We start from the raw sequence: 23,209 nt of genomic DNA on the forward strand, positions 1-23,209 counted from the left end.
ATATTACCAGTTTGCTACAGTTGCATTAAAAATTTGGTCGGTGATCTCTTTAGACATTTCAGCAATCAATCCGTCCTGTACGGCAGTCAGCAACTGGGTAGAGTCGTAGGTACGGAAAGCAGAAAACTGTTGTTCAAAGTCTTCGGCATGATTGGTATTGTTGACAAAGCGTACATTGACGGTGATAGTCAATTTTGTTTCCGAAGAGTAACCGTCGGCAGATACTGCCTGGTTATACTGATTGTATCCTGTGATTTCTCCGTCAATCTGCAAGTCGGCATTCTGATTCGGCTTGAGCAGTTGCAGACGGGTTTGCCGGATGAAGATATCTTTCAGGTCTTCATTGAACTTGGTCGCCAACGGAGCATACACATACTCCGACTTGATCGGGAAATCTGCTATCGAAATAGTCTTTACCTTATCATAATTGATAGACGATCCGTTAAACTTATAGGAGACAGTGCACGCAATGACTACCACCGGTAAAACGAACAGTACCAAAGGGCGTATTATTTTCTTAATCCAATTCATATTCTTTTATTTTTCTATAAAGTGTACGCTCGGAAATATTCAAGTCCTTAGCCGCACTTTTCCGCTTTCCATGATGCCTTTCAAGTGCTTTGCGTATCATTTCTTTTTCCACTTCGTCCAGTGACAAAGGAGGTTCTTCTACATATTCTTCCGTGTCTTGTATGTCATCATCATCCTTGCAAACCGCAGGCTGCATGGTATGAATGATAGCAGGTACCGAAGGCTGATGTGTCGTCACCACCGGGGTAGTAACCACCGTTCCCACTTGTCCTACCTGCCCCACCTGTCCGGCACGTTCAGCCATCAGGTTGTGTACCATCTTCTTCAACTCCGCTACCTCCTGGCGCATATCGAACAGAACGGAATAAAGAATCTCCCGTTCACTTTCAAAGCCTTTACTTTCGCGTGTTCCCATCAGTGCGGGAAGACGTTGTATATTTTGTGCGGGAAGATAATTCTGCAAGATGGCGGCAGTGATCTCCCTGTTTGTTTCAATGATGGATATTTGCTCGGTGATGTTCTTCAGCTGGCGCACGTTACCGGGCCACGGATAAGCCAGCAATTCTTTCTTGGCATCCTCCGTCAGCTGAATAGCGGGCATCCGGTATTTCTCTGCAAAGTCTGCGGAAAACTTACGGAACAACAGGAGCACATCGTCCCCACGTTCACGCAAAGGGGGAATCTGGATAGGTACCGTATTCAACCGGTAATATAAATCTTCACGGAAACGTCCTTCGGCAATCGCTTGTGTAAGATTGACATTGGTAGCTGCAACAATACGTACATCCGTCCTTTGTACTTTGGACGAACCTACTTTTATAAACTCGCCACTCTCCAACACACGAAGCAAACGTGCCTGGGTAGGCATCGGCAACTCCCCTACTTCGTCAAGGAAAATAGTACCACCGTCGGCTTCGCCAAAGTACCCTTTCCGTTCGCCAATCGCACCGGTAAACGCACCCTTCTCATGCCCGAACAGTTCGGAATCAATCGTACCTTCCGGAATAGCACCACAGTTGACAGCAATATACTGCCCGTGCTTCCTCCGGCTATATTGATGAATAATCTGCGGAAAACTTTCTTTTCCGACTCCACTTTCTCCGGTAATCAGCACAGACAAATCGGTAGGAGCTACCTGAATGGCAACATCTATGGCGCGCAACAATGCTTCGGTATTACCTATAATACCGAAACGTTGTTTCACTTGTTGTATCTCTGCTTTTGTCATCTATTTTAAGTATTAAGCCAGTATAAAGTATTAAGTATAAAGTATTAAGTATTAACCTTGCAAATGATCGACTGTGATAATACTTAATACTTTATACTTAATACTTATTCTTCGTCTACTGTATCCAGTTTCAGTTTATCACTATCATCACGTTTCTCGTAATACTGTTTACGCAACGGATTGGCACGAGCCACCTTTTCCCGCTGACGATTACGGAACACGTCGATGGCAACATAAATTGCCTGACGGAAAGAATCTTCACAAGCCACTCCCTTGCCTGCAATATCATAAGCAGTACCATGAGCCGGAGAAGTACGTACCACCGGCAGACCTGCCGTATAGTTCACTCCGTCTTCCATAGCCAATGCTTTGAACGGAGCCAGCCCCTGATCGTGATACATTGCCAGGATACCGTCAAAATGAGTATAATTGCCTGAACCCATAAAGCCATCGGCCGCATAAGGACCGTAACTAAGGATTCCTTTCTCTTCCATTTCTTTCATGGCAGGAATAATCACTTCCTGTTCTTCCATTCCCAACAAACCACCATCTCCGGCGTGAGGGTTGAGAGAGAGTACCGCGATACGCGGAGCACCAATGCCGAAATCCTGTTTCAAGCAACGATGGAATATCATCAGCTTCTCCTGAATCAGTTCCTTGGTAATCGTAGTGGCAATCTCTCTGACAGGGATATGCGTCGTAACCAAAGCTACCCGGAAGTCATTCTTCATCAAAATCATCAATGATTTATTACCGTTACCCAGACGTTCTTCGATATATTCCGTATGTCCGGGGAATGAAAATTCTTCCGACTGAATCGTATGTTTGTTGATCGGAGCTGTCACGATGACGTCGATCAAACCTTCGCGATATTCTTCAATGGCACGTTCCAAGGCTCCCAACGCAGCTTTACCCGCTTCGGGATCGGGTTTGGAAAATTCCACTTTCACCTCATCATCCGTGCAGTTCACCACACTCAAGCGGTTGTATCCCGCTTCGGTAGCAGAGTTGACAATACTGAAATTCGTCTGTATGTCCAACGCTTTACGATGATAAGCCGCTACTTTTGGTGAACCGTAAATGATCGGAGTACATAGTTCCAACATTGTAGGGTCGGAAAATGTCTTCAGAATCACCTCATAGCCCACCCCGTTAATATCTCCCTGGGTGATACCTATTCTTATCTTGTTATCTTCCATGTTTTTATTTTTTAGTTTGTTCCGCTGCCTCCTTGGATACACCTCCCAATGGAATTTGATTCTGCTGAACTTCATTCGGAAGTTTCAGTGTATAAAGAGATGCTTCCATCTGGCGTACCAGGTTGCGTTTCATTTTATCAGGTGAATAAACAAATATTTCTGCTGTAATAATTCGTTGGTTTTTCTCGTCCAGGCGAGTGTGGGAAACGTATGGGCCACCCATAAAATCACCCTTCATACGCCACAAGCCGCGTGCTTCCATCGTGTAGCTGTTCTGTACATTGATGGGACGAACGTCAGTCAGCAAACTGTCAGTCGACATATAAACGCCTTCTTTGAATCCGGGGATATTGGCTTGCATCACAGAGTCACGCTTATGCACAAAATATTCTTTCGTAAATGTATCCTTGTCAGTATAAGGATAAGAGTACATCACAAAATTACGGTCGGCAGTACCTGTGTTGGTAGAAGCCCAGAAAAAGTTCTCACCGGTTTTAGAATTGGTCAGTTCGGAAGGCAACCAGATATTGCAGCCGACCAGGCTATCCACTTGGTTGGAGATAAAGTTACTGTGTTTTTCTTCCAATAACGTAATCTGACGGTTCATTTCCGCACGGGTAAAGAAGTCGACAATCGTCTTTTTATTCTCTTCTACAAACTTTTCAAACTCTTCTTCGTTCGGAGCCTGGATAGTCAATATCATTTGCGGATTGGCATATACGTCTTTCGCATATTTGAAAGATGCTTTCGTATATATATCCTGTATATCTACAATAATAATGTTACGTATCAGCTTCAATGTAGAATCATAGTCTTTCGGTGAAGTATACATAATCCGGAAAGAAGGTTCCGACTGCGGCAAACCGGGCATATCGGAATCGAGCGCATCATGTAAAGCCCTTCCGGCAGCACGATCCCAAACACCGTGATCTACTACAACCAGAAGCTCATAGGCACGACCACTAGAGGTGTGATTTCCTTTCAGACCACAAGAAGCAACGACAAAGGCTACCAAAGCGATGCTTAAATAAAAAAAGTACTTTTTCATGATGTTCGGTTTTATATATTAACTCTCATTATTTTCTTCCTGTTTCGCTGTCGACAACATACCACAAGCTGCAAAAATATCTTCTCCTCTTGAAGAACGGATGGTGGTGAAAAGCCCGTGTGACGTCAGATAATCACGAAAACGGGTCATCGTTTCCATGTCCGCTCCTTCGAGGTCTACTCCCGGTATGGCATGAAAACGAATCAGATTCACCCTGCAATCCAGTCCGCGAAGAAGCTTCAGTAGCTCTTTGGCATAGACCTGCGAATCATTAAGCCCTTTAAAAACAATATATTCAAATGAAAGTCGACGTTGTTTGCTAAAATCATAGTTTTTTAACAGTTCCACCATCTCGGTGATCGAATATGCCCTTTCTGCCGGCATCAATTCGGAGCGTTGAGCTGTCAATGGAGAGTGAAGACTGATGGCGAGATGGCAATCGTTTTCTTCGATAAAACGCTGCAATCCTTTCCGTAGTCCGACTGTAGAAAGTGTGATACGCTTCGGGCTCCAAGCATAGCCATAGGTAGCGGTCAGTAGTTCCAATGCTTTCAGCACCTCATCCAAATTATCAAGCGGTTCGCCCATTCCCATCATCACGACATTGGTCAGTTTGTCGCGTTCCGGCAACGAATGAATCTGGTTGATGATCTGACTGGCGGTCAGGTTGGCGGTATAGCCTTGTTTACCCGTCATGCAGAACTTACAGTTCATCTTGCAACCTACTTGTGAAGACACACACAACGTTGCCCGGTCGTCATCCGGAATATAAACCGACTCAACAAAATGATTCTCACCAACTTTATAAAGATACTTCACCGTACCATCTACAGAGCGCATTTCATCTACCGGAGCAACTGCTCCCACCTCATAGTTCTGCTTGAGCAACTCCCGGTGTTTCAACGACAAATTAGTCATTTCATCAATCGAGGCTACCTTCTTTTCGTAAAGCCATGATGCAATCTGTTTGGCAGCAAAGCCGGGCATACCCAGTCTTTTTGTCAATGATTGAAGCTCTACAAGAGTCATTCCTAAAAGGGGATATTTAGACATTCTTCTTTCTGTTGATGGTTTATATTTGCAAATGTAAGGAAATAAAGTCGATTTCTATATAGCGAGAATGCAAAAGTTAACAAAAAAGGGAAGTAGTCCCAAGTTATGAACGAACCACATCTATATATTGAAGCAGCTTTTTCGCCATTTCCGAATCACTACCATTCCTTTTCACTTCATGATCGTACGCCTCACGAAAACAGGCCAACGCATCTTCCCGTTCATTACAAAAACTGTGTAAAACCCCTAGATTTTGACAAGCCAGAATCGTATGATCATCCTCCCATCCCAAGTACTTCTTCCGTAGTTCAAACTCTTTTAAGAAAGCATCTTTCGCCATTGGATAATTTTCCATCTTTGCATAAGCTTGCGCTTCGTAGTAACAGACCTCACTAGAAACATCAGGATCAATATCCTCGTGAATATCTAAAGTCGTTGCAATACGAATTACGTTCCCATACTCCTTATTCTCGTAATATTGTCGCATAATATCACATCTCAATGCCTCGTAACGGACAGTTAATTCAGCCAGACGCGGCTTTTCACTGAAAAACTTTTCATGCAGAAGAGACTCACGAAAAAATAAAGTAGAACTTTGTTCATCTCCACGCTCCTTCATCACCCGTTTAAACTCTTTGCACAAATGATACAACTCTTTGTGACAAGCCACGATCTGTTTCCTATTATCTATCTGTATAGCAATACCCAACGCCTCATTCACCAAACTCCACGCTTCATCATATCGCTTAATATAATAAAGACATTTTCCCTGCATACGCAAACATTTAGCCACTCCACTCGACAGTCTGCCATTCAAAGATTCGTGCATTTCAGCCACTTTCCGGAATTTCTTGGCAGCACTCTCTTCCTCATCCCTATAATAATCACAATAAGCCAAAAATTCGGAAAGTTCAATAACTTCTGCCTGACTCTTCTCGTCAGTAGAAGCCGCATGATAATTAAGCGCCCTATTCAAATAAATCGCAGCCTCATTGTATTGCTCATTGTAGTAATATGCCAGAGCCAGATTCCGACAGGTATTGGCAATCTCCAATTCCGGAGTTGGTACAATACTTTCCTGCATCACCAATGCTTTCAAGAAACAGTCGCATGCCGTTTCGTATTCTTCATTGCGGGCGTACCGGCATCCTTCATTCATCTTTAATACCGACTTGGCAATTAACGGTATCGCTTCTCCTTCCATACTTTTCTCGCTCACCTCCATTGCCGCCTTCGTCAGATGGAAAGAGCTGCTTAAGAAAGTAGCCATGTCATTAGCAATGACAGGAATCAAAAAAGAGTCAATCTGACCAAAGTCCAATTCAGCATAGGCTGCAGGCGTAAGCGAAGGGTTATCGTTCATTATCGCCTTCCAACAATCTTCTAATAGAGAATAATTAGTGCGATACAGGATTTCGAAGGTTTCCGCATCACAAATCCAATCTCTTAAAAAGTCCCAATGTTGCATCTTATAACTTTGATAAGTAATTTCCACTTGATAGCGATAAGAATCATGGTAACAAAACTGCTTCATGCGATAGTTATAATCAGCAAAAGTCAAAGGATGCGAAAGAGTATCGCTATCATCCAGAAGAGCAACAATTATTTCCTTGCGACACTCGTCTATAGACACGTCATCTTGAGCAAAACACCGTTCAATCGCCTCTATCATTTGTGTATCACAAATGCAATATCGCCCCCCTTTGTTGGTGAGCCAACTACTCATTTCCACTCTCAACTGCGACCAAAGCAGCTGATTAATACCTGTCATACTCTTTACCTCATCTTCGGTAAATCCTTCTAAAGTAAGTGAAAGCATTAAAAGCGCTCTTCCAATCCTATCGAAACCATAATCAGACGACAAACGCCGGAGCACACTGTCGTAGAATTGGGCAATCTCGTTTATCTGACAATATCCACTCATATATTCACTAAGAGTATCATATTGACCAAACGAAACTAATTCATTGAGCAATACATTTAAGCAGCGCGGTTGTTTAGCCAGCCCCCATGAGCTAAGAATATCTTCTTGCTGTGCAGACAGAGCTTTAGAATAAGTAGACAAATATTGTTTTGAAAACGACTTTGCATCAGTCTGCGAAAAGCCATTCAACCGGTAATGAACGTACCCGTTCCGGACAAAAGGCAGATATGCAGTAGATGATGCAGCAAAACTTAACACGACCTTCACATTGGACGGTATAGATCCGAATAAAGAAAACAGAGATACTTCCGTTGAATTTAGATAACTGATATCATCAATCAATAAAATGATAGCATATTTTGATCTCCCCAGCGCAGCCCATAACTGACTGAACTTTTGAATAGAATTCAAATCTTCCTCAATTTCTTTAATGTTTCGAAGTGTGTTTTCTGAAAAACCGTCCAATACATTATTCCCAAACACCATTGATTCTCTCACAATATCCAGAATCGATCTGGCTGTACCTTGAGTTGAATCTGATTCCTTTGAAACTTCAGCGGTAAACAAATCTTCTTCACCTAAAGTCTGACATTTGAGTGCATTCTGACATTTGGCAGCTAATGCCCTCACCAAAGTCTCCGGATAAGAAGACAGCGTAGTATTGTCCAGTCGATGATATATGGGAATCATCTGCGTATCATTGTTCACCCAATCACTCCAATGAGCCAGCAGAGCACTCTTACCAAGACCACGATCACCCGTTACAACCAGACACCGTTGCTCATCCGCAGCTAAGAAATCGGAAAAAGCCTGATCCGCTTCAGGTATTGGATGATAATTAAATAAGAGTTCATTACGGGTTAACTGTTCTTGCAATGCCTGGTTATCTTCCACAGTCAATACACTAGGAAACTCTTGTTCGAGCAGTTCTGTGAAAGCTGATTCTACAAATTGGCATAGCTGCTCGGGCGAATCATACTCTTGCACAGGATAGCGTTCCTGCTGCAAAAGACACTCTTTAAGATGCTGCAGCTTATGAAACTCCTCTTTAGGACAAGAGGGATCAGTAGCAGACTGTTTGATATAAAAATAGGCATGCAACGGATCGGGATTGCGCAGTACTCCAAACTGCATTTCCATCTCTGTCACACTCAAGTGGTTATTCAAATCATCTTCCACCCAACTATATTCCAGGCTATCACTGAAAGTCTGCGATATATCTTCATAACTGGGACACCATCCATAGCGTTCACCTACCATGCCAATGAAAAAAGGCCGGGAATGCACTATTTCTTTCAAACAGATTTCGACCACCTTGCCACTTTTTGCATCTTCTTCTGTGATGCCCCAACGCAGGTCGACCAATGAAATGGTAACACCACGACTGGCAGCCTTCACTTGCAAGCCCTTAAAAAGTTTGACTAATGCAGAGCGTTCCATCTCCATGTCTCTGAACGTTGACGAAAGGAATACACGAATGATACGTGAATTTTCAGTGGGAACTGAATACTGGGCTAGTTGTTTGGTCATAATATAGATTCATATTAGTTAATGAAGTATTTCACAAAGCCAATTAAAGATTGGCAAGGTATGGAAAATTTATCAGATAACAAAGATCGTAAACGAAAATGAGAATAAAAAAGGCACGGATTACACGGATTTCGCGGTTCTCTCATAAGTTAAAACCGTGTAAATCCGTGTAATCCGTGCCTGAATATCTATTCCTATTACTTCTTTAGAAGAACAGGAAGCGTGTATCTTTTACGTTTGCTTTCAGATACAAGTCGTTCATCAGACGGCTGGCAAAACGTGCGTGCATGTTAGTCAGCGTAGCTTCTTCAGCTTTTGCGTCGAATGTTTCGTTCAACTTGTCTTTACCGTATACTTGCAATACAAATACTCCGGCGTTACCTTTAATAGGAGCACTCAACTGATTTTCCGAAGCAACAGAAGCATAAGCACCTACCAGCGGCTCGCTGCTGCGCAATGCTGACACATAAGCAGGGGCTGCAAAAGTAACCATCTTCAAAGAGTCGCTGACTGCATTAGCCATATCTTTGTACTGGTTGAATGAAGTTGCATTGGCAGCTTTCATGTCAGCCATGATCTTTTCAGCTTTCTTATCTTTCACGATTTCAGCTCTCAACTGATCCTGTACAGCTTTCAACGGACGGTATCCTTCCGGTTTAATGCTTACCAGACCTACCACCATCAGGTGATCGCTTTCGCCACATTCGTACAAGCCGGAAACATCACCCGGTTTCGCTTTATCAAATGTCCATCTCAAAGCCTCTTTTGTACCTCTCACGCCACCGATGTTATGTTCTGAACTGCTCAAATCCATTCTGTCGAGCAATCTGTAACCAGCTTCTTCAGCGTTAGCCACCATCTTTTCTACACTAGGGTTAGCAGCGATAAACTGGCTGAAATCATTATAAGCACGGTTGTAAGTTTCTTTGCTGAACTCTACTTCACGCTTGATAACAGCTACTTTATATTTATCTTTCACAGATTTCTTGTTAGTCACCTGAAGGATTACATTTGCTTGTCCCATCGGCAAGTTCACCAGTTCGTTCACACCTGCATTGTTGATAGCAGAGATGAATTTCAGGTTGTCACCATCTAGCTGTGCACCTTCATACTGTGCAGAAGTGATCCAGTTAGCATCACCAGTCTGGCCATATTTCTTTGCAACATCTGCAAAGTTAGCACCGCCTTTAATAGCGTTATAGATACTGTCAGCCAATGTCTTTGTCTTCACTGCATCTTCTGCGTATACCTGAATCTGGCGGAATTCCACAGAGTCGGCAGCAGCAGCCTTAGCAACTACTTTGAAAGAGTTGATTGTATTGTCGGCTCCGTTATAATAAGGACCATAAATAGCACCAACAGAAGCAGAGTCCAAACGTGCAACTACATCTGACGGGAAAGCTGTCTTGTTATAGAACAAGTCTACATAAGGAGCTTCCGAGCCAACCGAACGGATAAAAGAAGTATAATCATCCGTAGTGGTAGCCAACTGTGCAGTGGCTTCGTCTACTTCTTTCTGGATAGCTGCTCTGTCTTCAGCACTTGCAGTTACCTGTACATCAATATATTTGACGTCACGAGTTTCCTGATATTGCTTGAATTGTTCTTTCTTCTTGTTATACAAATCTTTCAGTTCCGATTCTTTCACTACAATTGTAGAATCTACCACAGAAGAGTAAGGAATACCAGCCATCAACACATTGTACTGGTTTACTCTTGCGTCGAAAGCATCCTGTGCTTCCACCGGGTTAGAAAGAAGAGCTTTAGAAACCAATGCCTGGTATTTTTCAGCCAGACGGCTCTGAATCAACGTTTTCTGGATGAACGACCAGTATTTATACATATTGTTGTATTGTTCAGCATACTGTGCCGGCATCTGTGACTCGCTCATCTTGGCATATTCCACGAGGAACTTGTTCAACATATCCTTGTCGAAGTTGCCTGTTTGCGGATTCTGGAAAGGAGTTTGTCTCAACAAAGGATGAACGCCAGCTTTCAGGATGTCCTGAATTTCAGCAGCAGAAACAGTCAGTCCCAGTGCTTTTGCTTCTTTTTCAACCAGTTTATTGTTTACGTAGGAACGCCATACTTCATCGCGCACCTGATTGGTTTGTTCGTCATTCAAGGCGGTCACCCCACGCATGAGTTTCACCACTTCGGTATATTCTTCTACCAAATTCTGATACTCTTGAGCGGAAAGAGCGTCTCCGTTCACCTCACCTACGTCATGTGCCTGATGCGGCTGCATCACCTTCCATGCGTCACCCGCAATGAAAGCAAACAGCGCCAAGCCGATAACAATCACCAATAGAGGTCCTTTCGACCTAATGTTTTGTAACGTTGCCATTTTGATTAATACGATTTATGTTTATTATTATTTCTTTCTTTTGTCGTTTTAGCGCACGAAGATACAAAAAATGCTAATATGCATCTATTTATTGGCTAAAAATTTCTTGATTATCGTCATTATTCCAAGACTTTTAATCGCACGAGTTCTATTTTTGTCGCTGTGACCTTAATTATCTTGAATTGATAACGTCCTACCCGCACCACTTCATGCAGCTTCGGGAAGCTCTGATATTGGTTCAGAATCAGCCCTCCTACCGTCAGATAATCGTCCGATTCGGGCAAATCAAGTCCGAACGTCTCATTGACTTTTTCTATCTCCAAGCGGGCGGACAACACATACTCGCGTTCGTCGATCTGCTTGCTGATGTAGGAAGTATTATCGTGCTCATCCTCTATATCTCCAAAGATTTCTTCCACGAGGTCTTCCAGAGATACGATGCCGGATGTTCCGCCAAATTCATCCACCACTACGGCAATCGTTTTCTTTTGCTGCATGAAGAGTTTCATCAATTTATGGGCGGACATGGTTTCGGGTACAATCGGCACTTGCTTCACATTCTCATGCCAGTTTTTCGGAGCACGAAACATTTCTGACGAATGGATATACCCCACTACATTATCGATATTTCCATCATACACAATGATCTTGGAGATTCCGGATTCGATGAAGCGGCTTTTCAACTCGTCCAGTGAAGTTGTCAGATCAACGGCCACCACTTCAGTACGGGGAACGATACAGTCACGGATTTTTATGTTCGAGAAATCCAAAGCGTTCTGGAAGATTTTCACTTCCGTATCCAGTTCTTCCTCATTCTCGGCATTATCAATACTGCTTTGCACGAAGTAATCCAAGTCTACTTTCCCAAACGCTCTATCGGACGCATCCTTGTTGACCTTCATTCCAAAGACACGAAGAAATAAGCAGGACAAACCGGAAGCCAGTTTGGAAATAGGATATAGAATGACATAACAAACAATAAGTGGAATGGCAAAAATATTCAATACCAGATTGGGATTGATTTTGAAAATTGTTTTCGGCAGAAACTCTCCGGTCACCAGAATGATAAGGGTAGAAATTATAGTCTGCGCCAGCACCATCAAAAAATGATTGTCAATGAATCCTGCCAGCAAATTATCACCGATAATCTGTGCCATCAGGATACCATAGATGACCAGGGCGATGTTATTCCCCACCAACATGGTAGAGATAAATTCATTCGGGTTCTTGAAGAAGATGGAGAGGATGCGGGACGTAATTCCCCCCTTACGTTCCATCTCAAAACGCAGTTTGTCTACCGACACAAAGGCGATCTCCATTCCTGAAAAGAAGGCGGAGAAGACCATGGTGATAATTAGAGAGATATAAATATTCATAAGTTCTGATTTACGATTAGACGATTTACGATGTACGATTGATAGTACTTCGCCTATTTCGCTGAATCTTTTTTCACTGAATCCGGCAGTGCTTTTGTTTCCGGTTGGGGCGGACCACCCGCTTCCTCATCCACATAGAAAATGCCTTCGATATTATGGATGGTATATATGGTCATTTGCTGGTTCGAGTCGAATCCATGCCCTGTAATAATTCTGTCCGGTTGTTGAATACGTATAAACTTGTCAGAATACACCTTCTGGGTAGCTTCGTTCCAGTACAGCAGTTCCGTATTAAAACGCTCTCCTTTCCGGTTCTGTATATCTACGTTCCCTATCAGCTTCCAAAGCCTTTCTTTGTCATAATAGTAGGCAGTATCCGCTTTGATACTGGCTTCTATATGAAAGATAGAGTCGAACTGTTCCAGATATACGCCTTTCTCAAAGGCCCAATAGGATGGTTTCTTACGGTCGTACACCGACCATTCTTCCGTATTCACTCTGTAGCGTGTCACTCCGGAATCGGAGATAAGGGTGGTGACTCCCAATGTTGTCATCATCGGAAGGGAATCACGTTCAGTGATGGCCTCACCCATAGCTTTCTTCTTTCCGCCACAGGAAGATAATAAAAGAAGCATAACAATCACCCCGAAGGTGATTGTTATGCTCATGCTTTTATGCAATAAACGGTTTCTTCGTTTTCGCAACATACATTTATCTAATCGTTGTAGTCTCTCCTATCCAACCGCCGATAGTGATGCGGTCGCCTTGCTTGTAACCTAACATAAATAGGTCTTTAGCTTGCGGAGTATGACCTGAATATCTACCGATCAATTTGTTAGCTTCTTCAGCTACGCTCGGATCCACTTGTTTTGCACGTTGCAGTTTATCGATCACTGCAAAGTAAGTACACTTGTTCAGAGCAGATTCGTCGCTCCAGTTAGGACTCATTGCATAAAGGTTAGCAATCAGGATATAAGGAGCACCATAATTCTCGTTGAAACCAATTGCTTTCTGGCAATAAGCTCTTGCTTGAGACAGTTTCTTGGCAGAAGCCAGTACTGCTGCAGCAGCGTATGCTTTTTCAGCCTTCTTCATATTGTCTGTTTCCAGATTCACTGCTTCATCGAAGAATTTCACCGCACCATCAATATCACCTTTCTTAAATGCCTGATAAGCACATCCGGTAGCTGCTTCTGCAGTAGGTTCTATCTTATAAGAATAGAAAGAAGCCTGTTGATAAGCGTCACTTTCAGTACATTTCATCATTTTCATGATATCGATTACTTTCTTCAAGTAAGCCAAGTCTGTTTGGTTAGCTTCTACTTTCGGTCCATAGATGCTTTGCAATGATTCACAATCAGCTGTTCCACTGTTCACAAACAAAGCAACCAAGTTGTCTTTGATACCCAGCAAAGATTTCTTTTTAGCTTCACTAGCCTCGGCTGCAATAGCAGCATCTACATATTCAGAAGCAGCCAGATAATCCTGAATGAACTGTTCTTTATGATTCGGATCCGTTTTCAGTTTATCCAAAGACATTTGCAGGAAATAGAAGATAGTTGCACCTGCCGATTCACCTTTCACAGCGTTTACAGACTGGCTCAACCATTGATAGGCCTGATTCACATCAATCTTCGGAGCAAAAGCAATATAATCTACCGCTTTGATACCCAGAGCTTCATCAACAGAAGACACTTTTGTACCTTTAGACAAGAATTCATCCGTATATTTGATACGCAGGTCATGCGTATTCATCAGTTCATTAAAATATTTCTGATAATCCGCACTATTCCGGTCTTTAATTTGTCCCATCAAGCCTTTCAGAATTTTATATCCGTCAGTAAAGGTATAGAAACGAAGCGTCGGGCAGTTTTCCAACACAGCTTTCCAAGGAGTATACGCATCTTTAAAATTACCAGCACGCACAGCTTCATGCGAAATACTACTGTTAGAGTTACAGTTAGACGCATCCTGTGCTACCACAGTGGTTGCTCCTGCCGAAAGGAACAACATAGCCACAAGCGTTTTAATTTTCATTGTATCTAAATTTTAGTTGTTATTATATAGTCGTCTATTCTCTCTCACATCGATTCATCCCATTATTCCACTCTGCGTTTGAAGAACCAACGTTCGTTGAACGTCAATCCGATACTCACGCGGAAGATATTTTCATTTACAAAAGCCGCTTCCTGTCCACTGATGCGAACAAACTGCCCGCTAATGCTAAGAATGGAACGGGAACGGGGTACAGGCAGACCGAAACCAGCAGTTACGCCATATTCACGGGTAGCCTCTTTGCCGCCGACCTTATAATACGGAGTCGTATAATAAGCTCCCAAACGGTATTTTATATGGGATAAATAGGAACGTCCAATCAAATTAGGAATGTATTCCGCACCCACTGATATTTTATGACGGTCGCAATACGTGTATGTTTCTTTAAAGTCTTCACGTACAGCTTCATCTGGTGTATTTACGTCAAATTTCGTTTTTGACCATTGTTGCAAACTATAATCCAGACCAACTGTCAGGCGTTTGTCATAGTTATATGTAAATCCGACACCAAATGTATTAGGAACTTCAAACGTAGCATCCAAGTTATTGCTATTAGTTGTACTAACCTGTGTCGTTATCGTATAATCGTTATTCAATTTATGCTTCGGAGAAAAAACAGCCCCGATTGTCATCGAATGTTTTTTACTCAAATCCAATGTGTATTGTGCACCGAAATCCAGTTTATAGTCTGAAATAGATACCCCCATCTGCTGTATATAAGAGTAAGACTCCGATGTCGCGGGATAAATAACAGTCCGCGTACGGGTTATATCTCCCCAAAAATAAGAAGCATTCACCCCCAGCGAAAGATTCTTAAGTACTTTCACACCAATACCACCATAAAGTTGATGCAATCCCCCATCTCCTGTAAAACTCCGGGGTTGGCTGACTCCATTATCAACTTTACTGTCCGACACAGAATACCCCACATTGGAGAACGGCAGCAATCCGACACTCATCGCTATCCTAGGATGCAAACGAAATTGCATAGCCAGATAGTCAAAGCTGGAGTTTTTAGCGTTCAGTTTCACACCGCTACCGCTAATATTCATATTTTGCAGACTGACACCTCCTTCAAAGAGGAATGTCAATGAGTCAATGGCTGTATACGAAGCAGGATTCAGCGGATTGATCTGTGCTCCATCCCGAAGTCCAAAAGCAATTCCCCCCATCGCCTTGCTGTTACCGAAACTCTGATCGGACAAGTCGCCATAGCCATATCGTGTATAAGGAGAGTTTGTATTATTTTGAGCGATTGCCATTCCGGTAACCATCGTGAGCAAAAGCGCACAAAGTGTGTGTTTAAATCCTACCATTATTATAGTTTAAAATTCTATTTAATCCTTTCAACACTAAAAATCTATCTGCAAAGATGATACTTTTTACGCTGCTATCAAAAGAAAAATCATCTCCGCCCGTTAAAAAAACCAAAAGTTCAGGATATTTATGCTTCATAGACTCAATATAACCTGAAATTTCGTATTCCATCCCTTTCATCACTCCGGCACGTATAGCCGTTTCGGTGTCCCGTCCCATCGGGAGTTTGCGCCCGTTGGTGTCTACCAGAGGCAAACGTCCTGTAAACTGATGAAGTGCTTTGAAACGCATTTGCATACCGGGAGAAATATTACCGCCATGATACTGACCTTTTGAGTCAATAAACTCATAAGTAATGCAAGTTCCCGCATCAATCACCAATATATCCCGATGAGGAAACTGCTCATTAGCACCCACTACGGCAGCCATACGGTCATATCCCAATGTTTCGGGAGTTTCGTACAGGTTGACAACCGGAAGCGGAGTCTGATGATTGAGCCAGAGCAAAGGAAACGGCAAAGCTGCCAAATCAGCTAATACCTTTTCGCTTAAATCAATGACAGTAGCCACAATCCCCTGTTCAACCGGATATTGGGAACAAAAAGCCTTCAAGCAACCCAACGACTGATTGGATTCAGCTACTACATCCACGATTTCTCCGCCGTCGAAGAAAGCAATCTTTGCCTTTGTATTTCCTATGTCGATTATTAAATTCAAATCTTTTGATTCTTTAGTGGGCGCAAAGGTAAAGTAAAAAAAGAAAAGTTGAAGCATAGAAGAGGAATTATCTTCTTTTTTCATTTTAGAAATCCCCAAAAACAAAAAAATCGAACTATCTATTTTTAAATAGATCAATTATCTTTTATTGTTTATTATGTATTCCACTTTGCGTTCGGCAGTCTTTTTTTATTACATCATAAACAGCTAATAAGCAATAGATTACAAGAGAAAAACTGTGTTCCAAAAAGTGTTCCACTATTTTGTAATCAATTTTCCGTTCAAGCAGAAACATTATTTCACCCCAACAGAGGCTCCATTTAAAGAAAACAGAGCCTTTGTTTAAGCCATATAGAGCTTCTGCTTGTATGAAACGGAGCCTCTATTCTGATAAAATAGAGGCTCCGTTTTCCCGAATCCAACTATTCTTCATATATTTGCCACCGAAATAAAACGAACCAGCTAATGAAACGGTTTTTCTCATGCATCATCCTCTCCTTCTTCCTGTTGCTTTTGCCCGCCGGACAAGCATCTGCCAACAACAACGACTCCATCCGTTTGAGCCTGTTGACTTGTGCCCCCGGAGAGGAAATATATTCCCTGTTCGGACACACTGCCATCCGTTACGAAAATCCTTCACAAGGGATCGACGTTGTATTCAACTACGGATTGTTCAGTTTCAACACTCCCAACTTCATCTTCCGCTTCTCGCTCGGAGAAACAGACTACCAACTGGGAGCAACGGATTATGAACGTTTTGCAGCTGAATACGCATTTTTCGGACGCAGTGTATGGCAGCAAACGCTGAATCTGACCGATGAAGAAAAGACAGAACTAATCCGGCTATTACAAGAAAATTATCGTCCGGAAAACCGGGTGTACCGTTATAATTTCTTTTACGATAATTGTGCTACCCGCCCCCGGGACAAGATAGAAGAAAGCATTGCAGGAAAAGTGAATTATCCCGCAGAACCGCAGGATGGCTCCCACACTTTCCGCGACATCGTACATCAGTATTGCAAAGGACATCCGTGGGCACGTTTCGGCATCGATCTCTGTATCGGAAGTGAAGCCGATCAGCCCATCACACAACGTCAGATGATGTTTGCCCCTTTCTACCTGATGGATGCTTTCGACGGTGCACAAATTAAAGGCGATTCTATCCAGCGTCCACTCATAACGGCCAACGAACTGGTAGTCGATGCCACTCCCGAACCGGATGAAAGCAGCCGGATGCCTACTCCGCTTCAATGCTCCTTACTCTTATTTATACTGACAGCCGCCGCCACAATCTATGGAATCCGCCGGAGAACCGGATTATGGGGAATCGACCTCTTTCTTTTTGGTATGGCAGGCATTGTGGGATGCGTCCTCGCCTTCCTCGCACTCTTCTCCCAACACCCGGCAGTCAGCTCCAATTTCCTATTATTGGTATTCCATCCGGGGCAACTTTTTTTCTTGCCATACATTATATATTGTGTCCGAAAAGGAAAGAAATGTTGGTATTTAACCCTGAATCTGATGGTTTTAACACTTTTTATAGTGCTTTTTCCTGTAATTCCGCAAAGATTTGACTTTGCTGTTGTACTTTTGGCACTCGTTTTGCTGATACGTTCAGCGAGCAATCTGATTGTGACATCTAAAAAGAAATAATGAAAGGACTACTAACTTCCCTCATCACCGTACTGACTTTCACCGGGCTACAAGCCCAGTCACTGCCTGCCGCCCCTAAATTAGTAGTAGGGCTGACGATTGACCAATTACGTACGGACTATTTGGAGGCTTTTTCGTCACTCTACGGTGAGAAAGGCTTCAAACGTCTTTGGAAAGAGGGAAGAGTGTTCCATAACGCCGAATATACCTTCTGCGGTATAGACCGTGCTTCTGCCATAGCGGCTATTTATAGCGGTACGACGCCTTCCATGAACGGAATTATTTCTCAACGCTGGATGGATGCCTCTACCCTTCGCCCCGTCAACAGCACAGACGACACGGCATTTATGGGGTATTACACCGACCAGACTGTCGCCCCCACCAAACTACTGACTTCAACCATTGCCGACGAGCTTAAAATAGCGACACAAGGCAAAGGACTCGTATATGCCATTGCACCAGATTGCGATGCCGCACTTTTCGCAGCCGGACATGCCGGAAACGCTGCTTTCTGGATCAATCCCAACACCGGAAAATGGAGCGGAACCACCTATTACGGAGAGTTTCCGTGGTGGGCAAGCCAATATAACGACCGTCAAGCGATTGATTTCCGTATTGCCGGTATGACATGGGAACCTATATTTCCCCGGGGCATGTACACTTTCCTGCCAGATTGGCGGGATATGCTCTTCAAATATAAATTTGATGATGATCGCAATAACAAGTACCGCCGCTTCATCACCAGCCCTTTTGTAAACGATGAAGTGAATGCGCTTGCCGAAGAAGCATTAAACAAAAGTTCGATCGGCATGGATGACATTACTGACTTATTGGCACTCACTTACTATGCCGGAAACTATGCGCATAAATCCGTACAGGAATGTGCCATGGAAATACAAGACACCTATGTGCGTCTTGACCGCAGCATTGCCGACCTGCTCGAAGTTCTTGATAAGAAAGTAGGACTGCAAAACGTGCTTATTTTCGTCACTTCCACCGGATATATAGACAGCGAATCGCCCGATTCGGGATTGTACAAGATTCCTGGCGGAGAGTTTTATCTCAACCGTTGTGCGGCTCTATTGAATATGTACCTGATGGCTACGTATGGCGAAGGAAAGTATGTGGAAGCTCACCATAACCAGCAGATTTATCTGAATCATAAGTTATTGGAAAAAAAAGAACTGAATCTGGCAGAGATCCAACAAAAGTCAGCAGAATTCCTGATGCAGTTCAGCGGAGTGAACGAAGCCTATTCGGCTAACCGGCTATTACTGGGTTCATGGACTCCGGAAATCTACAAAATACGTAACGGCTACCACCGCAAACGTTCGGGTGACCTCGTAATCGACGTCCTCCCCGGATGGACGATCGTCAACGAGAACGGCGGCGACAACAAAGTGGTACGTCATTCTTATATTCCCTCACCGCTGATTTTCATGGGACATTCCGTGAAACCGGCCATTATCCAGACACCTGTAACCATTGACCATATTGCGCCTACACTGGCACATTTTATGCGCATCCGGGCTCCCAACGCCTGTACTTCTGCTCCTATTACCGACCTTCGGTAAAAATTTACTCACAAAAACAGGGAGCAAAACATAAATAAATCAGCATTTTAATGTAACTTTGCGGAGGTTTCTTGATATAAAGATTCCCCAACGCGGATTAACGCAGATTTATGCGGATTAAAAAAAATCCAATTTAATCTTTCCTTTAACCTGCGTAAATCTGCGTTAATCCGCGTTGAAATTGAAATAAATAATAAACTAAATAATATAACATGGGATTTAATGAATTTTTAAGCTCGATTTTCGGAAACAAATCCACACGAGACATGAAAGAAATCAAACCCTGGGTGGAAAAGATCAAAGCTGCTTACCCGGAGATTGAAAAACTAGACAACGACGCCCTCCGTGCCAAAACGGAAGAACTCAAAAAATATATCCATGAATCGGCTACCGCTGAACGTGCGAAAGTGGAAGAGTTGAAGGCAAGCATTGAAACTCTCGAACTGGAAGACCGCGAAGAAGTCTTCGCACAAATCGATAAGACAGAAAAAGAAATTCTGGAAAAATATGAAAAAGCACTGGACGAAGTACTACCTGTTGCTTTTTCTATCGTAAAGGCTACTGCCAAACGTTTTACTGAAAATGAAGAAATCGTTGTAACTGCTACGGACTTCGACCGTCAACTGGCTGCCACGAAAGATTTCGTACGTATCGAAGGTGACAAGGCCATCTATCAGAATCACTGGGTAGCCGGTGGTAATGATACTGTATGGAATATGGTTCACTATGACGTACAGCTCTTCGGTGGTGTCGTTCTGCACAAAGGTAAGATTGCGGAAATGGCAACTGGTGAAGGTAAAACACTGGTAGCCACGCTCCCGGTATTCCTCAACGCATTGACCGGAAACGGTGTACACGTAGTTACCGTGAATGATTACCTCGCCAAACGTGACTCCGAATGGATGGGTCCTCTTTATATGTTCCACGGTTTGAGCGTAGATTGTATCGACCGCCATCAGCCGAACTCCGACGCACGTCGTCAGGCATATCTGGCTGATATCACTTTCGGTACAAACAACGAATTCGGTTTCGACTACCTGCGTGACAACATGGCTATCAGCCCGAAAGACCTTGTACAACGTCAGCACAACTATGCCATCGTCGATGAGGTTGACTCGGTATTGATTGACGACGCACGTACTCCGTTGATAATCTCCGGTCCTGTACCTAAAGGCGATGACCAGTTGTTCGAGCAACTCCGTCCACTAGTGGAACGTCTGGTAGAAGCACAAAAGGTACTGGCTACCAAATATCTTTCCGAAGCAAAAAAACTGATCGCATCCAACGATAAGAAAGAGGTGGAAGAAGGATTCCTCGCTCTATACCGCAGTCACAAAGCATTGCCGAAAAACAAACCGTTGATTAAGTTCCTTAGTGAACAGGGAATCAAGGCAGGCATGCTCAAGACGGAAGAGATCTACATGGAACAGAACAACAAGCGTATGCATGAAGTGACTGATCCACTGTACTTCGTGATCGACGAAAAGTTGAATAGCGTAGACCTGACAGATAAGGGGGTAGACCTGATTACCGGTAACTCTGAAGATCCGACTTTATTCGTTCTTCCGGATATCGCCGGACAGCTTTCGGAACTGGAAAACATGAATCTGACCAACGAGCAACTGCTTGAAAAGAAGGATGAGTTGTTGACTAACTATGCCATCAAATCGGAACGTGTACACACCATCAATCAGCTGTTGAAGGCTTACACGATGTTCGAAAAAGACGATGAATACGTAGTAATCGACGGTCAGGTGAAGATTGTAGACGAGCAGACCGGTCGTATTATGGAAGGTCGCCGTTACTCTGACGGATTGCACCAGGCTATCGAAGCCAAGGAACGTGTGAAAGTGGAAGCTGCTACACAGACCTTCGCTACCATTACTTTGCAGAACTACTTCCGTATGTATCACAAACTATCCGGTATGACCGGTACTGCTGAAACGGAAGCAGGCGAACTTTGGGACATCTATAAATTAGATGTAGTCGTGATCCCGACCAACCGTCCGATCTCCCGTAAGGATATGAACGACCGCGTTTACAAGACGAAGCGCGAAAAGTATAAAGCTGTTATTGAGGAAATCGAAAAATTGGTTCAAGCAGGACGTCCGGTACTGGTGGGTACTACTTCGGTAGAAATCTCCGAAATGTTGAGCAAAATGCTTACCATGCGTAAGATTGAGCACAAGGTATTGAATGCTAAGCTGCACCAGAAAGAAGCAGACATCGTTGCTACTGCCGGTTTGAGCGGCACAGTAACCATTGCTACCAATATGGCAGGTCGTGGTACCGACATCAAACTAAGTCCGGAAGTAAAAGCAGCGGGCGGTTTGGCAATCATCGGTACGGAACGTCACGAATCCCGTCGTGTAGACCGCCAGTTGCGTGGTCGTGCAGGACGTCAGGGTGACCCGGGTTCTTCTGTATTCTTCGTGTCATTGGAAGACGACCTGATGCGTCTGTTCTCTTCCGACCGCATTGCCAGTGTAATGGACAAGCTCGGTTTCCAAGAAGGCGAAATGATCGAACACAAGATGATTTCCAACTCCATCGAACGCGCACAGAAGAAAGTGGAAGAAAACAACTTCGGTATTCGTAAACGTCTGTTGGAATATGACGACGTAATGAACAAGCAACGTACGGTGGTTTATACGAAACGTCGTCACGCTTTGATGGGTGAACGTATCGGTATGGATATCGTGAACATGATTTGGGACCGTTGCGCCAACGCTATCGAGAACAACGATTATGAAGGTTGCCAGATGGAATTGCTCCAGACATTGGCCATGGAAACTCCGTTCACTGAAGAAGAATTCCGTAACGAGAAGAAAGATAAGTTGGCCGAAAAGACTTTCAATATTGCTATGGAAAATTTCAAACGCAAAACTGAACGTCTGGCACAGATCGCTAATCCGGTAATCAAACAGGTATATGAAAATCAGGGACACATGTACGAAAACATCCTGATTCCTATCACAGACGGTAAACGGATGTACAATATCTCTTGTAACCTGAAAGCGGCTTACGAATCGGAATCTAAAGAAGTGGTGAAATCGTTCGAGAAATCAATCTTGCTCCACGTAATCGACGAAGCATGGAAAGAAAACTTGCGCGAACTGGACGAACTGAAACATTCCGTACAGAATGCAAGCTACGAACAGAAAGACCCGCTATTGATCTATAAACTGGAATCCGTGACTTTATTTGACGCTATGGTGAACAAGATCAACAACCAGACTATATCTATCTTGATGCGCGGACAAATTCCTGTACAGGAAGCTCCGGATGAATCAGCTGCACGCCGTGTAGAAGTGCGTCAGGCTGCTCCTGAACAACGCCAGGATATGAGCAAGTATCGCGAAAACAAAGAAGATTTGAGTGATCCGAACCAGCAGGCTGCTGCAAGTCAGGATACTCGTGAACAGCAGAAACGTGAACCGATTCGTGCAGAGAAGACAGTAGGTCGTAACGATCCTTGTCCATGCGGAAGCGGCAAAAAGTATAAAAACTGCCACGGAAAGAACCTTTGATTAATTAATAATTAAAAATTATAAATTAAAGGTTGGAAATTGTAGGGTAATGTGCTTTATGGCATAGTCTCTCTATATTCAACTTATAAAAGAAAGTCTCAAACGGTTAAAAACTGTTTGAGACTTT

The 23,209-nt window shown here is 43.4% G+C and carries 15 protein-coding genes; 3 read left to right on the forward strand and 12 right to left on the reverse strand.

The window, feature by feature from the left end; translation table 11 throughout:
- Positions 1 to 3: 3 nt before the first annotated feature.
- The 12 genes from lptE to AAHJ11_RS05260 form a co-directional block, all read right to left on the reverse strand.
- Complete coding sequence (gene lptE, locus AAHJ11_RS05205; protein ID WP_074557343.1) at positions 4 to 531, reverse strand: LptE family protein; 528 nt, start codon at positions 529 to 531, stop codon at positions 4 to 6.
- Positions 518 to 1,759, reverse strand: coding sequence for a sigma-54 interaction domain-containing protein (locus tag AAHJ11_RS05210; protein ID WP_320978694.1), 1,242 nt, complete (start codon positions 1,757 to 1,759; stop codon positions 518 to 520). Before AAHJ11_RS05210 ends, lptE begins: the two co-directional genes overlap by 14 nt.
- 104 nt (positions 1,760 to 1,863) lie before the next feature.
- Positions 1,864 to 2,958 carry a 4-hydroxythreonine-4-phosphate dehydrogenase PdxA gene (gene pdxA / locus AAHJ11_RS05215; protein ID WP_148364404.1) on the reverse strand — a complete coding sequence of 365 codons (1,095 nt, stop codon included), beginning with the start codon at positions 2,956 to 2,958 and terminating at the stop codon, positions 1,864 to 1,866.
- 4 nt (positions 2,959 to 2,962) lie between these two features.
- The gene (locus AAHJ11_RS05220; protein ID WP_413579144.1) at positions 2,963 to 4,006 is read right to left on the reverse strand and encodes a DUF4837 family protein; all 1,044 of its coding nucleotides are present in this window, start codon (positions 4,004 to 4,006) and stop codon (positions 2,963 to 2,965) included.
- 18 nt (positions 4,007 to 4,024) lie between these two features.
- The gene (gene rlmN / locus AAHJ11_RS05225; protein WP_074557335.1) at positions 4,025 to 5,059 is read right to left on the reverse strand and encodes a 23S rRNA (adenine(2503)-C(2))-methyltransferase RlmN; all 1,035 of its coding nucleotides are present in this window, start codon (positions 5,057 to 5,059) and stop codon (positions 4,025 to 4,027) included.
- Positions 5,060 to 5,162: 103 nt separating this feature from the next.
- Entirely contained in the window at positions 5,163 to 8,513 is a 3,351-nt protein-coding gene (locus AAHJ11_RS05230) for a DUF4062 domain-containing protein (RefSeq protein WP_413579145.1), read from the reverse strand.
- 205 nt (positions 8,514 to 8,718) lie between these two features.
- Positions 8,719 to 10,860: a peptidylprolyl isomerase gene (locus AAHJ11_RS05235; RefSeq protein ID WP_298043755.1), complete on the reverse strand. Its 2,142-nt coding sequence runs from the start codon at positions 10,858 to 10,860 to the stop codon at positions 8,719 to 8,721.
- A 119-nt stretch (positions 10,861 to 10,979) separates the two neighbouring features.
- Positions 10,980 to 12,236 (reverse strand): hemolysin family protein, encoded by a 1,257-nt coding sequence (locus AAHJ11_RS05240; protein ID WP_099146243.1) that lies wholly within the window; start codon positions 12,234 to 12,236, stop codon positions 10,980 to 10,982.
- Between the two features lie 53 nt (positions 12,237 to 12,289).
- Complete coding sequence (lptC, locus tag AAHJ11_RS05245; protein ID WP_099146244.1) at positions 12,290 to 12,904, reverse strand: LPS export ABC transporter periplasmic protein LptC; 615 nt, start codon at positions 12,902 to 12,904, stop codon at positions 12,290 to 12,292.
- A 43-nt stretch (positions 12,905 to 12,947) separates the two neighbouring features.
- Positions 12,948 to 14,273, reverse strand: a complete 1,326-nt coding sequence (locus tag AAHJ11_RS05250) for a hypothetical protein (protein ID WP_099146245.1) — start codon at positions 14,271 to 14,273, stop codon at positions 12,948 to 12,950.
- A gap of 62 nt (positions 14,274 to 14,335) precedes the next feature.
- On the reverse strand, positions 14,336 to 15,607 hold the full coding sequence (locus AAHJ11_RS05255; protein WP_413579148.1) for a hypothetical protein: 1,272 nt from the start codon (positions 15,605 to 15,607) through the stop codon (positions 14,336 to 14,338).
- Positions 15,594 to 16,382 carry a type III pantothenate kinase gene (locus tag AAHJ11_RS05260; protein WP_176553111.1) on the reverse strand — a complete coding sequence of 263 codons (789 nt, stop codon included), beginning with the start codon at positions 16,380 to 16,382 and terminating at the stop codon, positions 15,594 to 15,596. Before AAHJ11_RS05260 ends, AAHJ11_RS05255 begins: the two co-directional genes overlap by 14 nt.
- A 408-nt stretch (positions 16,383 to 16,790) precedes the next feature.
- Here AAHJ11_RS05260 and AAHJ11_RS05265 point away from each other — a divergent pair, with 408 nt between their 5' ends.
- The 3 genes from AAHJ11_RS05265 (at position 16,791) to secA (ending at position 23,082) form a co-directional block, all read left to right on the forward strand.
- Positions 16,791 to 17,978, forward strand: coding sequence for a DUF4105 domain-containing protein (locus AAHJ11_RS05265; RefSeq protein ID WP_413579149.1), 1,188 nt, complete (start codon positions 16,791 to 16,793; stop codon positions 17,976 to 17,978).
- Positions 17,978 to 19,552, forward strand: coding sequence for an alkaline phosphatase family protein (locus AAHJ11_RS05270; RefSeq protein WP_148364398.1), 1,575 nt, complete (start codon positions 17,978 to 17,980; stop codon positions 19,550 to 19,552). The genes AAHJ11_RS05265 and AAHJ11_RS05270 overlap by 1 nt, the downstream gene beginning before the upstream one ends.
- A 212-nt stretch (positions 19,553 to 19,764) precedes the next feature.
- The gene (gene secA / locus AAHJ11_RS05275) at positions 19,765 to 23,082 is read left to right on the forward strand and encodes a preprotein translocase subunit SecA (protein WP_148364397.1); all 3,318 of its coding nucleotides are present in this window, start codon (positions 19,765 to 19,767) and stop codon (positions 23,080 to 23,082) included.
- The last annotated feature ends 127 nt before the right edge of the window (positions 23,083 to 23,209 follow it).

Origin of the sequence: Bacteroides sp. 90-K9/2 (genome assembly GCF_047310725.1) — a bacterium.
Lineage (GTDB): Bacteria > Bacteroidota > Bacteroidia > Bacteroidales > Bacteroidaceae > Bacteroides > Bacteroides vicugnae.

What these genes read in the sequence shown, in the direction of transcription:
- lptE (WP_074557343.1), bottom strand. Translation starts at nt 531, where the DNA reads ATGAATTGGATTAAGAAAATAATACGCCCTTTGGTACTGTTCGTTTTA.
- AAHJ11_RS05210 (WP_320978694.1), bottom strand. Translation starts at nt 1,759, where the DNA reads ATGACAAAAGCAGAGATACAACAAGTGAAACAACGTTTCGGTATTATA.
- pdxA (WP_148364404.1), bottom strand. Translation starts at nt 2,958, where the DNA reads ATGGAAGATAACAAGATAAGAATAGGTATCACCCAGGGAGATATTAAC.
- AAHJ11_RS05220 (WP_413579144.1), bottom strand. Translation starts at nt 4,006, where the DNA reads ATGAAAAAGTACTTTTTTTATTTAAGCATCGCTTTGGTAGCCTTTGTC.
- rlmN (WP_074557335.1), bottom strand. Translation starts at nt 5,059, where the DNA reads ATGTCTAAATATCCCCTTTTAGGAATGACTCTTGTAGAGCTTCAATCA.
- AAHJ11_RS05230 (WP_413579145.1), bottom strand. Translation starts at nt 8,513, where the DNA reads ATGACCAAACAACTAGCCCAGTATTCAGTTCCCACTGAAAATTCACGT.
- AAHJ11_RS05235 (WP_298043755.1), bottom strand. Translation starts at nt 10,860, where the DNA reads ATGGCAACGTTACAAAACATTAGGTCGAAAGGACCTCTATTGGTGATT.
- AAHJ11_RS05240 (WP_099146243.1), bottom strand. Translation starts at nt 12,236, where the DNA reads ATGAATATTTATATCTCTCTAATTATCACCATGGTCTTCTCCGCCTTC.
- lptC (WP_099146244.1), bottom strand. Translation starts at nt 12,904, where the DNA reads ATGAGCATAACAATCACCTTCGGGGTGATTGTTATGCTTCTTTTATTA.
- AAHJ11_RS05250 (WP_099146245.1), bottom strand. Translation starts at nt 14,273, where the DNA reads ATGAAAATTAAAACGCTTGTGGCTATGTTGTTCCTTTCGGCAGGAGCA.
- AAHJ11_RS05255 (WP_413579148.1), bottom strand. Translation starts at nt 15,607, where the DNA reads ATGGTAGGATTTAAACACACACTTTGTGCGCTTTTGCTCACGATGGTT.
- AAHJ11_RS05260 (WP_176553111.1), bottom strand. Translation starts at nt 16,382, where the DNA reads ATGCTTCAACTTTTCTTTTTTTACTTTACCTTTGCGCCCACTAAAGAA.
- AAHJ11_RS05265 (WP_413579149.1), top strand. Translation starts at nt 16,791, where the DNA reads ATGAAACGGTTTTTCTCATGCATCATCCTCTCCTTCTTCCTGTTGCTT.
- AAHJ11_RS05270 (WP_148364398.1), top strand. Translation starts at nt 17,978, where the DNA reads ATGAAAGGACTACTAACTTCCCTCATCACCGTACTGACTTTCACCGGG.
- secA (WP_148364397.1), top strand. Translation starts at nt 19,765, where the DNA reads ATGGGATTTAATGAATTTTTAAGCTCGATTTTCGGAAACAAATCCACA.